The organism is Acidimicrobiia bacterium (genome assembly GCA_035471805.1).
Classification (GTDB): Bacteria; Actinomycetota; Acidimicrobiia; order Spongiisociales; family JAHEDJ01; genus JAHEDJ01.
Genome location: DATIPS010000028.1, coordinates 58,196 through 72,308 on the forward strand (window position 1 = coordinate 58,196; position 14,113 = coordinate 72,308).

At 62.3% G+C, this 14,113-nt stretch carries 11 protein-coding genes; 7 read left to right on the forward strand and 4 right to left on the reverse strand.

Annotated features, from left to right (window positions below):
- Window positions 1–150 precede the first annotated feature (150 nt).
- On the forward strand, window positions 151–1,041 hold the full coding sequence (locus VLT15_06425) for a sigma-70 family RNA polymerase sigma factor (GenBank protein ID HSR44848.1): 891 nt from the start codon (window positions 151–153) through the stop codon (window positions 1,039–1,041).
- 47 nt (window positions 1,042–1,088) lie between these two features.
- Here the strand turns inward: VLT15_06425 and VLT15_06430 are convergent, their stop codons facing one another.
- The 4 genes from VLT15_06430 to VLT15_06445 all read right to left on the reverse strand — a co-directional run bounded on the left by VLT15_06430 (window position 1,089) and on the right by VLT15_06445 (window position 5,160).
- Entirely contained in the window at window positions 1,089–2,492 is a 1,404-nt protein-coding gene (locus tag VLT15_06430) for a glycosyltransferase (protein ID HSR44849.1), read from the reverse strand.
- Window positions 2,489–3,556 (reverse strand): HEAT repeat domain-containing protein, encoded by a 1,068-nt coding sequence (locus VLT15_06435; protein HSR44850.1) that lies wholly within the window; start codon window positions 3,554–3,556, stop codon window positions 2,489–2,491. Before VLT15_06435 ends, VLT15_06430 begins: the two co-directional genes overlap by 4 nt.
- A gap of 8 nt (window positions 3,557–3,564) precedes the next feature.
- A complete protein-coding gene (locus VLT15_06440; GenBank protein HSR44851.1) occupies window positions 3,565–3,969 on the reverse strand; it encodes a response regulator in 405 nt (134 codons plus the stop codon).
- Between the two features lie 186 nt (window positions 3,970–4,155).
- Window positions 4,156–5,160 carry a polyprenyl synthetase family protein gene (locus VLT15_06445; protein HSR44852.1) on the reverse strand — a complete coding sequence of 335 codons (1,005 nt, stop codon included), beginning with the start codon at window positions 5,158–5,160 and terminating at the stop codon, window positions 4,156–4,158.
- 197 nt (window positions 5,161–5,357) lie between these two features.
- On the opposite strand from VLT15_06445, the gene VLT15_06450 reads away from it, so the two are divergent.
- From VLT15_06450 to VLT15_06475, 6 genes are all read left to right on the forward strand, one after another.
- Window positions 5,358–7,853: an ATP-dependent Clp protease ATP-binding subunit gene (locus VLT15_06450; protein ID HSR44853.1), complete on the forward strand. Its 2,496-nt coding sequence runs from the start codon at window positions 5,358–5,360 to the stop codon at window positions 7,851–7,853.
- 76 nt (window positions 7,854–7,929) lie between these two features.
- Window positions 7,930–8,607, forward strand: a complete 678-nt coding sequence (locus VLT15_06455) for a queuosine precursor transporter (protein HSR44854.1) — start codon at window positions 7,930–7,932, stop codon at window positions 8,605–8,607.
- Window positions 8,608–8,676: 69 nt separating this feature from the next.
- The gene (locus VLT15_06460) at window positions 8,677–9,876 is read left to right on the forward strand and encodes a BMP family ABC transporter substrate-binding protein (protein HSR44855.1); all 1,200 of its coding nucleotides are present in this window, start codon (window positions 8,677–8,679) and stop codon (window positions 9,874–9,876) included.
- Between the two features lie 91 nt (window positions 9,877–9,967).
- The gene (locus VLT15_06465) at window positions 9,968–11,509 is read left to right on the forward strand and encodes an ABC transporter ATP-binding protein (protein ID HSR44856.1); all 1,542 of its coding nucleotides are present in this window, start codon (window positions 9,968–9,970) and stop codon (window positions 11,507–11,509) included.
- Window positions 11,506–12,714 (forward strand): ABC transporter permease, encoded by a 1,209-nt coding sequence (locus VLT15_06470; protein ID HSR44857.1) that lies wholly within the window; start codon window positions 11,506–11,508, stop codon window positions 12,712–12,714. The genes VLT15_06465 and VLT15_06470 overlap by 4 nt, the downstream gene beginning before the upstream one ends.
- Window positions 12,711–13,988 carry an ABC transporter permease gene (locus VLT15_06475; protein HSR44858.1) on the forward strand — a complete coding sequence of 426 codons (1,278 nt, stop codon included), beginning with the start codon at window positions 12,711–12,713 and terminating at the stop codon, window positions 13,986–13,988. Before VLT15_06470 ends, VLT15_06475 begins: the two co-directional genes overlap by 4 nt.
- Window positions 13,989–14,113 lie beyond the last annotated feature (125 nt).

The following is a 14,113-nucleotide window of genomic DNA, read 5'->3' on the forward strand; positions in this document are numbered from 1 at the left end:
TCTTCACGGTTCTCGTCTGGTGGTTCCCGTCGGCCGGCTGCCGGATTTCTCAAGCCGTCGGCTCGAAGTCAGCGGGAGGGGCATCATGAAAGGTCAACCGTGACCGTACGAATAGGGCTCAAGAGAACCCTCCCGGGGTGCCGATGACTAGTGAAGCGCTACCGAGCGATCGCAGTTGTCCAAGGGGACATCTCGGACAGGGATTGGACAGTGGCCGCCTTGGATCGAAATCAGTTGGCAGTCGAGCACCTCGATCTCGTCGGCCCTATCGTGGCCGAGGTCTCGGTTCGCTACCCACGTCACGTCGACCGGACGGAACTGTGGAATGCGGGTGCTCTCGGCCTCGTCGAAGCCTCGAGGCGCTTCAACACGGAGAGCGGAGTCCCGTTCGCCAGGTATGCCGCCATCCGGATAAGGGGAGCGATCATCGACTCGACGAGATCTCGTGATTGGGCCACCCGCTCCGTGCGTCGGAATCTTCGCGAGATCCAGCAGGCGATATCGGATGTCGAAGAGAGAACCGGGCGCCGTCCCGGCGATGACGACCTCGCCAAAGTACTGGGCATCTCCGTCGGGGAGCTATCGAACAGGCAGGCACAGGCGAGTTACAGCACTCTCCTGCACCTCGATCAAGAAGACTCGGAAGAGGCGCCGCTTCGCGACCTGATTGCCGAGGAGCGGTCGGCGGTTCTCCCTGAGGATGCACTGGAGAGTCGCGAACTGCTGGGCACCCTCAGGGCTGCTATCAGTTTCCTGGCGCCGGTTCAAGCGGAAGTGGTCGGCCGCTACTACTTGTGCGGCGACTCCTTGCAGGACATTGCCGACGATCTGAAGGTGACTGAAGCCCGGGTCTCACAGATCAGGGCCGAGGCCCTGGCATCAATGCGGTCGTATTTTGCAACCCTCTACGAGGGCCTGCCCGAAGTCGCAGATTCGGAACCGGGGAAACGTGCACGATCGGCCTATCTGTCGGTGCTGTCGGAGAACACCACCTGGCGTTCCCGGTTGGAGATGGATGAGCTTTCAACCGCAGCCCGCTAAGGCCAAGCGTATGTCGCAGCGGCTCGATGCTGTTTTGCGCCCGGTGCTCAAGGCTCCTGTGTCTTGAACCCGCGACGCTCGAGAGTCCCCCAGTTCTGATCCCCGCGCAGAGCCGAGAAGAGTCCCCGAATCCGCCACCAGGTGGCAAGTTGTCGATAACCCAGGTTCTCGATGAACGCCATCAGCATCAAACGTCCGAGATCGCGCGGACGCGAGTATCGCCGGAACGACAGTTCCTCGAGCGCAACCGCGGCGACCGACAGGGCCACTCCGGCCGCCACTGCCAGGGCGAGGAATGCCAGGATGTATGACGGTGGAGCGATCCCGGCGATCAGCGCCCAGAAGAAGACCACGAACCCGACTGCCTCGATGAAAGGTCCGATGACCTCGAATAGGCCGTAATAGGTGAAGCCGATCAGCGCAGGCGGACCGTAGAGGGGGTTGCCGAACATCTGCCGGTGCCGCCACAGGGTCTGGACCAGGCCTCGTTGCCAGCGGTTGCGCTGTCTGCCGAGGCTCCGCAGATCCTCCGGCGCTTCGGTCCAGGCAACCGGGTCGGGAATGAAGGCAATCCGGTAGGCGATGTCGTTCTCCCGGCAATGGCGGTGGAGCCTCACCACCAGTTCCATGTCCTCCCCGACGGTTCCGGTGGCGAATCCGCCTGCATCGACAACGATGCCTCGTTTGAAGACACCGAAGGCGCCCGAGATTATCAACGTCGCCTGAAGGACGTCCCACCCTACGCGTGCGGCGAGAAACGCCCTGAGATACTCGACGACCTGGAATTGAGCGACGATGCTCTTCGGCAACAGGACCTGCCTGACGATGCCTCCGTCGATCACGCAGCCGTTGGCGATGCGCACTATGCCGCCGGCAGCCACGGTGTTGCGATTCTCCAGGAAAGGCCGCACGAGGCGCGGGAGGGCTTCAGGTTCCAACAACGTGTCGGCGTCCATTGCGCAGAACAGGGGCGTCCTCGAGTGATTGAGGCCTGCGTTCAAGCTGTCGGCCTTGCCCCCGTTGTCCTTGCTGACGACCCAGAGGTTCGGATGGCGCGCGGCCCGGTGAACGCTCCTGACGGGCGCAGTGAGCAAATCGGCACTCGGTGCCCGGTCGGCAGGTATGAGCTGGAATGCCTCGACGAGGCTGCCGAGAGTGCCGTCCGTTGACCCATCGTCCACGACGATGATCTCGTAATCGGAGTATTGGAGGGTGAGCAGCGAACGAACCGACTCGACGATGCCGGCCTCCTCGTTGAAAGCAGGCACGATGAGAGTTATCGGCATGCCTCCGGCTGCGTTCACCAGGTCCCCTATGTGCAGCGACTTCAACCTCCCGACGTACTTCTTGAGATCGATGAAGGCCAGCACGCTCGTCGTCGCGTAGACGACGTTCATGGCGAGGAAATAGACCAGAATCACCGCGCTCACTATGTAGACCACGGTGATCATGCGACCCCCCCGGCGATAGTCTCCCGTGCCAGTGTCGATTGCGGTAGGTCGCTCCGTGCTATCTCGTGTAGCCGCGCCCGGCCACCCGCTTCGAGGAGCGAACGGGCGGCATTGATAGCGACCCATGGGTCGGCGTCGAACATCCCCTGTTCGAGCTTCTCGATGTCGGAGGCGTCCCCGATGGTGCCGAGGGCGCTCAACGCCAGCGCCTTGAGCGTGCCGTCGCGTCCCGACGCGTAGCTGCGGACAACCGGGGCGTGCTCCGGTCCTCCCACCGTCCTGAGCAGCCTGAGCAGGGCCGCAGCCAGTTCCCGGTTCGGGCTGCCGGCCAGTATCTCGACCGCTATGTCACCGGCGACCGGATCCGTCAGGAGGCCGAGTGCCTCTGCGGCAACCGCCCTGTCGATCGCCTTGCCACCGGCCTGGAGAAAGGACCGGAGAGCGGGTGCCGCCTCGACTCCGAGCGAGGCGAGCATGCTGGCGAGGAAGCGACTGTTCCATTCCGAGTAGCGATGCAGGTTCCGGAGCACCCTGCCGATGTACTCCGGGCGATGGGATCCGGCGAGAGATCGGGCGGCGACCATCGAGACGAGCTGAGAAGGATCATCGAGCGCCCGGGCGATGCGGGCCCCGTGCTTCTCGATCCCGAGTGTGGCGAGGGTCTGCACGGCCAGTGCTCTCCGTGAGGCAGACCGGGCCTGCAGGTCCCCGAGAATGCCCGGCAGGATCGGCGCGGCGATTTCGGTGATCGTGAGGTTGTCCTGGCCGGCCAGCAATCTGGCGTATCGCACCAGGAAGAGGAGAAAGTGGCGGGAGGATCGGGGAGTGACCGTGTCGAGCAGGTCGGAGATCGGGAGCGTTCCGGCCATGACCTCCAGGAGCAAAGGCTCCCAGGTCGCCTCGTACCTCGAGTAGCGACGTGCACGGGCGATGTTCCGTATCCGCATCGCGAAGGCGGAAACGGCGAGGCATGCGACAACTCCGACGATGACGAGCGTCGACCACAACACGACTCCGATGAGCGCCTCCGAGGCCCAACTGGACGAAGTGCCGCCAGACCACATACCGGCGGCTACCGGGCCAGCAGTCTTTGCACTCTGAGGGCGAGTTCCGTGGGCGAGAAGGGTTTCAGGATGTAGTCGTCTGCGCCACCCGAAAGCGCACGAACAACATCCTGCTCTGTTCCCATTCCCGTCAACATCACCACCGGAATGGACGCCAGCCTGGGGTCCTCTTTCATACGGCCGAGCAGTTCGAAGCCGTCCATGCGGGGCATCTTGACGTCGAGGATTGCCAGTGAATAGGGCCGGGAATCCGGCTCCTGTGCAGAGTCGAGGGCTTGCTGACCGTTCTCGCAATGGAATACTTCGTAGCCCTCGCGCTCCAGGCGGTGGACGATGAGCCGGGCGGTGAGCGCATCATCCTCGGCGAGGAGGATTCTCGGGCGCTGGTCGGCCGGGTTGGCCTCGGAGGGCACTCACTCACTCCTTCCTCGTGTGCATGATCCGAAAGAAGACTGTCTCGTCGGATATTCGGAGATCGCCACGTCACATCGTAGAGGGTGAGACCGGATGACCGACCGACCATACCGCGGCCCCGGGATCCCTACCCGAGTCTCGAGGCTTCGGACGCGGCCGCTTGCGCACCGATTCCGGGCTGTTCGTCACCCGCTCATCGCTCGCGCGACCTCGACCCGATCGATCAGGTAGGTCCCGAGGGACTTCAGGACGGCGCGGGCGGGCGAGTCGGGCAGTTCGGAGACTGAGTTCTCCGCAACGGCGATTCGACGTGCGGCTTCGTTGAGGGCTTCTTCGACGTATCCGCCGGCACGGACCAGGCCGATGACCTCAGTCACCGTGTCGGCCGGGTACGGGCGCGGCGCAGTGAGCAGCTCGCCGATGCGGGTGCCCTCCGGGCCGCGCAGAGCTTCGAGCACGGGAAGAGTGAACTTGCCTTCCGAGATGTCGGATCCGGCCGGCTTACCGAGGAACGCATCGGTGGCGACGAGATCGAGGGCGTCGTCGGTGATCTGGAATACGATTCCCAGTTCCCAGGCCCAGCGGCTGACTCGTTCGACATCTTCCTCGGACGCATCGGCAGCCATGGCTCCCAGCCTGGCAGCCGTCTGGATCAGGCTGGCCGTCTTGCCTTCGATCACCTTGAAGTACTCGTCGGTGCCGTGGTGAATGTCCCAGTCGAGTTGCAGCTCCCGAGTCTGACCTTCAACGAGCTCGGCGTAGGTCCTGGCCAGAATCTCGACGGATCGCTGACCGAGCGTCTTCGCCGCCACTTCCGACGCGCGCGCCATCAGGAAGTCGCCGGCCAGAATGGCCACCGTATTGCCCCAGTTCGTGTTGGCCGAGTCCGTTCCGCGCCTGGTCGTCGCCTCGTCGATCACATCGTCGTGATAGAGGCTTCCGACATGGATCAACTCGACGGCGACGGCCGCGTCGATGGACCTTCGGTCGTCGGCCGGCCCGAACTCGGCAGCGAGCTGGGCCAGGAGAGGCCTGAAGCGTTTCCCGCCTGCGACCAGAAGGTGCTGAGCCGCCTTTGTGAGAAACTCGTCCTCGGACTGCGATACATCCAGCAGACGCGCTTCGACATCGTCGAGCCGTTGCCAGATCTGCGGCAGTGGGACCAGATCTTCGAGGGTTGGAGCGTCCAAAATGCGACCTTGTGAGGAGATGCGGCCGCATGGTAGTGCGCTGCAGAAGAACAAGGTTTCCAGGCCCGAATCCGCAAGTCGTGGCGGTTCCCGCCGACCGGTGTATTGCACCCATCTGGATTGCCGGGGGGTAGCGTTATACTCACCCTCGCGGCCGACAGACGGCCGTTGAGGATTTGGCAGGAGGCCATTAGACCTTGTTCGAACGCTTCACAGACCGGGCTCGAAGAGTCGTTGTACTTGCTCAGGAGGAGGCGCGCCTTCTCAATCACAACTACATCGGCACCGAGCACATCCTCCTCGGGCTCATTCATGAGGGTGAGGGCGTCGCTGCGCGCGGCTTGGAGAGTCTCGGCATCAACCTCGACTCGGTCCGGCAGCAGGTCGTCGAGATAATAGGTCAGGGCCAGCAGGCACCGAGTGGACACATACCGTTCACCCCTCGTGCCAAGAAGGTTCTGGAGTTGAGCCTGCGCGAAGCTCTTCAGCTGGGCCACAACTACATCGGGACGGAGCACATCCTCCTCGGTCTGATCCGCGAAGGCGAAGGCGTTGCCGCCCAGGTGCTCCAGAAGCTCGGCGCCGACCTTCCCAAGGTCCGCCAGACCGTCATTCAGCTGTTGTCCGGGGTCCAGGGCGACGATCAGCCCTCGGCCTCTTCATCTGCGAAGGGTCGCTCCGAGCAGCCGTCGGGAGGGTCAACCATCCTCGACCAGTTCGGGCGCAACCTCACACAATCCGCCCGTGAGCAGAAGCTCGATCCGGTCATCGGTCGTCAGACTGAGATCGACCGGGTCATGCAGATACTCTCGCGGCGCACCAAGAACAACCCCGTCCTGATAGGTGAACCCGGCGTCGGCAAGACGGCGATTGTGGAGGGACTCGCGCAGCGCATCATTGCGAGCGACGTTCCCGATACGCTGACGAACAAGCAGCTCTACACGCTCGACCTGGGTTCGCTCGTGGCCGGCTCCCGCTACCGGGGTGACTTCGAGGAGCGGCTGAAGAAGGTTCTGAAGGAGATTCGCACGCGGGGCGACATCATTCTGTTCATCGACGAGATCCACACTCTCGTCGGCGCCGGAGCTGCAGAGGGCGCCATCGACGCAGCCAGCATCCTCAAGCCGATGCTGGCTCGGGGAGAGCTGCAGACCGTCGGTGCCACCACGCTCGAAGAGTATCGGAAATACCTCGAGAAGGACTCGGCCCTCGAACGTCGTTTCCAGCCCATCCAGGTTGAGGAGCCGACCGTCGCCGAGAGCATTCAGATTCTGCAGGGTCTCCGCGATCGATACGAAGCTCACCACAAAGTCCGCTTCACCGACCAGGCGCTCGTCAACGCCGCCAACCTCGCCGATCGATATATCTCGGACCGTTTCCTGCCCGACAAGGCCATCGATCTGATCGATGAGGCCGGCAGCCGCATGCGGATCCGGCGGAAGGGCGGCATGCCGGAGCTGGAGGAACTGGACGACCGAATCTTCGAGGTCAGGGCTTCCAAACTGGAGGCCGTGCAATCCCAGCAGTACGAACGGGCCGCGCAGCTGCGCGATCAGGAACGAAGCCTCACTTCCGACCGTATGGCGAGAGAGCGTGAGGCGGCCGAGTCGGGGATTCAGTCCACCTGGGTCATCGATGAAGAGGAAATCGCCGAGGTCCTGGCACAGTGGACCGGCATCCCGGTTCATCGCCTGACCGAGGAGGAAACCGCCAGGCTCGTTCGGATGGAGGACGAACTCCACAAGCGGATCATCGGGCAACACGACGCGATCGCGGCGGTCAGCCGTGCGATCCGCCGGACCCGGGCCGGGCTCAAGGATCCCAAGCGCCCTGCCGGTTCTTTCATCTTCCTCGGGCCATCCGGTGTCGGCAAGACCGAGACGGCCAAGGCGCTGGCCGAGTTCCTGTTCGGTGACGAGGCCGCCCTCATTCAGCTCGACATGTCCGAGTACATGGAAAAGCACACGGTCAGCCGTCTGGTCGGTTCTCCGCCCGGATATGTCGGCTACGACGAAGGCGGCCAGCTCACGGAAGCTGTGCGTCGCAAGCCCTTCTCCGTCGTGTTGTTCGACGAGATCGAGAAGGCACATCCCGACGTATTCAATACGCTCCTGCAGATCCTCGAAGACGGCCGACTCACCGACGCGCAGGGCCGGACGGTCGACTTCAAGAACACGGTCATCATCATGACTTCCAACCTCGGAACCTCCGAACTGCGCAAGAAGGCAGTCGGTTTCCACAAGGGCGACGAGGAAGTCACCTACGAGTACATGAAAGAGCGCGTAACGGAGGCGTTGAAGAAGAACTTCCGTCCCGAGTTCTTGAACCGTATCGATGAGGTCATCGTTTTCCACGAACTTCGCAAGGACGAGGTCAAGGAGATCGTCGATCTCATGCTGGCCAGGGTCTACGAACAGTTGCAGTCGCAGGGCCTCCAGTTGGCTCTGTCCGACGCCGCCAAGGGATACCTGGCCGACAAAGGCTACGACCCCGAGTTGGGCGCCAGGCCGCTACGCCGAGCGATTCAGCGCCGCCTCGAAGACGCTTTGTCCGAGAAGGTGCTGCTCGGAGAGTTTCGTGCCGGGACGACGATCGTTGTGGATGTCGATCCCGAGACGAATGAACTGGCCTTCGAGGACGTTGAAGCCCCGGATCAGCCACCGGTAGAAATGGTCGACTCGCAGGACTCGTAGCCACTCAGGCTGTGGTTTCCGGATCCGGATCCCGCCCGGGGTACCGGTGAATCTCGCTCACTACACTCCCGTACCCATGACCGCACGTCCAGTCGAAGCCGCCCGCGCCTACAAGATCCTCACGATCGTGGTTTCGGCCTACGTTGCAGCACAGATACTCGCCGACGTCGCCAGCCTCAGGATCCTCTCTGTCGGCGGGTTCTCGGTGGACGGCGGAACGCTGATCTATCCGTTCACTTTCACGATTCGGGATCTCGTCCACAAGATCGCAGGCAAGGAGACGGCCCGCCTCGTGATCTTCCTGGCGGCTGCCATCAACCTGGTGATGGCCGGCGTCTTCCGGTTCGTGGCCGCGCTTCCCGCCGACCTCGAGGTCGGTACCCAGACCGAGTTCGGCTCCGTCCTCGCCCCGGTGTGGACGATCGTTGCGGCGTCGATCATCGCCGAGGTCGTCTCGGAACTGATCGACACCGAGGTTTATCAGCGCTGGGTGGGGAGATTTGGAGATCGGATCCAATGGGGCCGGGTTCTTGCATCGAACACCATTGCCATTCCGATAGATTCGGCCCTCTTCGTCTGGCTGGCCTTCGGAGGCCTGCTGCCGGCGTCGAGCGGGCTCGCCGTCGACGTGTTGCTGAGCATCTTCTGGGCCAACGTGCTGATCAAGGGCGCTTTCACGCTGATCTCGATTCCGTGGATCTATCTGGTACGACCGTCGCCGCTCCCGCAGTCGGAAGGGGTCACCGCGGTATGACGGCGCCGCGGAGGGCATTAGACTGCTGTGGTGGGCACGGTCCCATGCAATATGAGAAAGGATTCCTAGATGCATTCCAAGATATGGACGCGTCTCCTGGCGCTCGTAGCGGTTCTCGCACTTGTGCTGGCCGCGTGCGGCGATTCGACTGAAGACACAACCGAGACGACGGCGGCGGACACGCCGGCGACGACGGCGGCCCCGGACACGACCGTGGCCGATACCCCGGACACGACCGTGGCCGATACCCCGGACACAACGGCGGCCCCGATGGCTGATGGCGTGAAAACCTGCCTGGTGACCGACCTGGCCGGTGTGGACGACCGTAGCTTCAACGCCAGTGCCTGGCAGGGTGTTCTGGATGCGATGGATGCCGGCTACGCGACGGCCGACTCGACCTATCTGGAGTCGAGCGACGCCTCGGACTGGCAACCGAATATCGACCAGTTCATCTCACAGGGTTGCGAGCATATCGTGACTGTCGGGTTCGCGCTCGGTGAGGTTACGGCGATCAACGCCGCTGCCAATCCGGACATCATTTGGACGATGATCGACAATGTCTTGACAGATGCAAACTTCGCCCCACTAGGCCTCACCAACGTGCGCGAGCTCGTCTATCAGACCGACCAGGCTGCCTTCGCGGCAGGCTATCTGGCTGCCGGCATGTCGCAGACCGGCGTGTTGTGCACCTACGGCGGTGGCAACTTCCCAACGGTGTCCATTTTCATGGACGGGTTCACTCGCGGAGCTGCGCACTACAACGACGTCAAGGGCACGAACGTCAACGTCCTCGGATGGGATGTCGACGCCAAGGACGGCACCTTCACCGGAAGCTTCACGGATATGGGTCTCGCCCGTCAGACGGCAGAGTCCATGTTCCAGGAGGGCTGTGACATGATCATCCCGGTCGGCGGTGCCATCAACCTGCCTGCCGGCGACGCGATCAACGATCTCGGTCTCGATGCAGCGCTAATCGGCGTCGACGCCGACGCCTACTTCGCGATGGACACGCAGTATCAGCCGTTGTGGCTGACTACCGTCGAAAAGGCGATCGCACCGTTCATCACGCTGTCGGTCAAGGAGCACGCAGAGGACACCTGGACCAGCGGTGCCTTCGTCGGTGACCTCAGCAATGACGGAGTTGGGCTGTCCCCCTACCACGACTGGGACTCGCGGGTGTCACCCGAGCTCAAGGCAGAGGTCGAGCAACTCATGCAGGACATCAAAGACGGCGTTATCAAAGCCGACTTCACGCCTGTCGGTTACTGAGCCGAACAGGTATTCGCATCTCGAATGGGACCCCCATCATGGGGGTCCCATTCTTCTGGGCGAGATCGTCTCCGAAGTTGTAGGGTTCTGATTGAGTGACAGTGTGGAGGGTCGGTTGAGGCTCGAGCTGAAGGGCATCACTAAACAATTCCCGGGCGTTCTTGCCAACGACGACGTCCATCTGAGCGTCGGCGAGGGTGAGATCGTGGCTCTGCTCGGCGAGAACGGAGCAGGCAAGACAACTCTCATGAACATCCTCTACGGGCTCTACACGCCGACGTCCGGTGAGGTGCTCATCGACGACGAGCCGCTCGAGTTGCACTCGCCGAGCGATGCCATTGCCGCCGGAATCGGCATGGTCCACCAGCACTTCATGCTCGTTCCGGTGTTTACGGTCGCGGAAAACGTGATCCTTGGTGACGAGCCTACGAAGAGAGCCGGATGGCTGGACAAGCAGCGGGCGCGCAAGACGGTGCGTGATATCTCCGGCCGCTACCAGCTCGATGTCGACCCGGACGCGGTCATCGAGGATCTTCCGGTCGGCATTCAGCAACGGGTCGAGATCATCAAAGTGCTCGAACGCGAGGCGAGATTCGTCGTCTTCGACGAGCCGACGTCGGTGCTGACACCGGCGGAGGTCGAGGGTTTCTTCAACATCGTGAACGGACTGAAGAACGACGGCAAGGGGATCATCTTCATCAGTCACAAACTAGGTGAGGCACTGGAGATCGCCGATCGCATTGTCATCATGCGTCGCGGCAGGACCGTTGCCGAGGTGCTGCCCTCCGACGTCGACGAGGAGAAACTTGCGGAGCTGATGGTTGGGCGGCCCGTCGACCTCCGGGTACACAAGGAGGAGGCGAATCCGGGAGATGTCGTGCTCTCAGTTGAGCACCTCGTTGTTCTCGACGATCGCCATCAGCGCGCCGTCGATGGGCTTTCTTTGAAGGTCCACGCCGGAGAGATTGTGGGAATAGCGGGCGTGCAGGGGAACGGGCAGACGGAACTCGTCGAATCTCTGACGGGAATGCGGCCATCGCTCGGCGGCATCGTGCGGCTCAACGGCGAGGACATCACCACAGAATCGCCTCGCTCGATCCACAAACGAAACGTCGCCCACGTTCCCGAGGACCGCCAAAAGAGCGGCCTGGTTTTGTCGTTCACGGTAACCGAGAACATCGTGCTGGACACCTATTACGAGGCCCCCATCTCGAGGGGAATAGTCATGAATTGGAGCGCCGCCGAGGAGCGTGCTCTGCGGCTGGTTGAGGAATACGACGTGCGAACGCCGGGTGTCGATGTCGCAGTGTCGACGCTTTCAGGAGGCAACCAGCAGAAAGTCATCGTCGCGCGGGAGTTCGACCGTGATGTCGCCCTGGTGATTGCTTCCCAGCCGACACGCGGGATAGACGTCGGATCGATCGAATACATCCATTCTCGTATCGTCGAAGAGCGCGACAACAACGCCGCGGTACTCATAGTCTCTTCGGAACTGGATGAGATCACGGCCCTGTCCGATCGTGTTCTGGTTATGTACGACGGAAAGATCGCAGGCGAGTTCGACCCGTCGGCCTCGACTACGGAGATTGGACTGGCAATGCTGGGCAGCCAGGGAGAGGCGGGTGCACTGTGACCGATGGGGTAGCCCCACCCGGCCATGAGAGGCCGGAAGGAGATCCGGGGTGGTACTCACGAGTGACGGGTGTCGGGAGCTCGATCCGCCAGGCGACCGTCATCCCGGCGCTCGCCCTGCTCAGTGCCCTCATCATCGGTGCATTCATCATCGCGGTCACCGATGTCGACACCATCCGTATCTGGGGGGATGACCCCGGCGAAGCGTTCCGGCTCACCTTCAGCGGGATTGCAGATGCATACAAGGCTCTGTTCGTGGGCTCATTCGGATCCGTCCGGGCGATAACCGAGACGCTCTACGCCGCCACCCCCCTGATCTTCGCCGGACTGGCGGTTGCCGTCGGCTTTCAGGCCGGTTTGTTCAACATCGGCGCCAACGGTCAGATGCATATCGGTGGCATGGCCGCCCTCTGGATAGGGTTCAGTATTTCAGTTCCTGCGTTCGTCCATATTCCGGTGGCGCTGATTGCTGCCATCGTGGCCGGTGCGATCTGGGGCGGCATTGCCGGGCTCCTCAAGGCCCGGACCGGCGCGCATGAGGTCATCACTACCATCATGCTGAACTTCATCGCCCTGTACCTCGTGGACTACTGGCTGAAGTCGTCGGTGTTTCAGCAGCCGGGTCGGAACGACCCCATTTCCCAACCCGCGGCTGAATCGGCTCAGTTTCCTGCTCTCATCGGGAACTACCGGTTGAACATCGGGTTCCTACTCGCACTCGCTGCAGTTTGGTTCGTGTGGTGGCTGATGTATCGCTCGACGGTCGGTTATGAGTTCCGCGCCGTCGGTGCCAACCCCAGCGGAGGGAAATACGCAGGGATGAGCGTCGCCTGGATCTACGTTTCCGTCATGGCCGTCTCCGGTGGCCTGGGCGGCTTGGCCGGTGCGAATCAGATTCTCGGTTTGGAGCCGTACCGCGGCCTCTCCAACTTCGCCGGCACGATCGGCTTCGATGCGATCGCGTTGGCACTACTCGGCCGATCGCATCCGATCGGAGTGCTTCTGGCCGGATTGCTATTCGGCGCGCTACGCTCCGGCGGCCGTGAGATGCAAGGTGCAGCCGGCATTCCCATCGATCTCGTATTGGTTGTGCAAGCGCTGATCATTGTCTTCATCGCTGCGCCTGCGCTCGTGAGGGCCATATACAGGATCAAGACGCCCGATCAGGACGGCGGTGCGACGGTTTCGACTGGGTGGGGCGCATGACCGCCAACGCACAGGCAACAACCGTGGAGGTCAAGACGCGCGCAACGCCCGAGGAACGCCGGGCAACCGCGATCGGCGTAATCCTGGTGCTGCTCGGCGCGTTCGTGTTTTGGATCTTCGGGCTTGGCGTCGAATCCGGAGCTCGCTCCAACTTCAACCTCTCGTTGCCTGGTGAGCGATTCGAGAATCTCAGATGGGAGGTCAGCTCCCAATGGCTGTCCTTCGTCGTCGCGGCGATCCTGGCGTTTCTCGGCGGACTCGTCTTGCGTCGCTCTCAGGTCAAGCGAACCAACCTGGCTCTGGCTATCGGCCTCAGTCTCTTCGTGCTTGCCTTCCTGACTTGGGCGGCGGCAGATGGGTCATTCAGCCTGGTTGGAATGCTTCGCTCCTCTGTGCTGCTCTCGGTGCCGGTCACGTTGGGAGCACTCAGCGGTTTGATGTGCGAGCGGGTCGCCGTCATCAACATAGCGATCGAGGGCCAGTTGCTCACCGCCGCGTTCGTCGGGACGATCATGGGCTCGGCCTGGGGGATCTGGGCAGGTTTGATTGGGGCGATGGTCACCGGAGCGCTTCTGGGCGCGGTCCTCGCCGTGTTGGCGATTCGCTACCGCATAGACCAGATCATCGCCGGAGTGGTCATCAACATCTTCGCCCTGGGTCTGACTTCGTTCCTTGCTCGACGTGTGCTATCCGAGGCTCAGGAACTGAACTCTCCCGGTCGCTTCCCCTCGATCAAGATCCCCATTCTTGGCGACATACCGGTGGTCGGCTCACTCCTGTTCAACCACAACATGTTCGTCTACGTGACGTTCCTGCTGGTGATCGTGCTCCACTTTGGGTTGTTCTACACGCGCTGGGGCCTGCGATCGCGCTCGGTCGGCGAGCATCCCAAGGCTGCCGACACCGTGGGAATCGATGTATATCGCACCCGTTATCGCAACGTTATCTATGGAGGCGTGATCGCCGGCTTTGGCGGGGGGTTTCTCACCCTGGCTCAGGTGTCTCGTTTTGAGGAGAACCTGACGGCGGGTATCGGATTCATTGGACTCGCCGCCATGATTTTCGGGCGGTGGATGCCGCTGGGAGCTCTCGGAGCAGGTTTGGTGTTCGGGTTTGCCCGCGCTCTACAACAGAAGCTCGGAATCTTGGGTACACCAATTCCCTCGGAGTTTCTCTCGATGACGCCCTACATAGTCACGATCATCGTCGTCGCCGGAGTCGTCGGCAGGGCCCGTCCACCGGCGGCCGATGGCCAGCCCTATATCAAGGATTGAGCCGGAGTCGGCTCGTTGCGCTCAGCTACCGGGCTTCCCGTAGAACTCCAGCTCTGCCAGCGCCAGCTCCGAGAACGGTATTCCGACGTTCCCGGTGGCTGGGTCGGTATAGGCCTCGGCAGGAT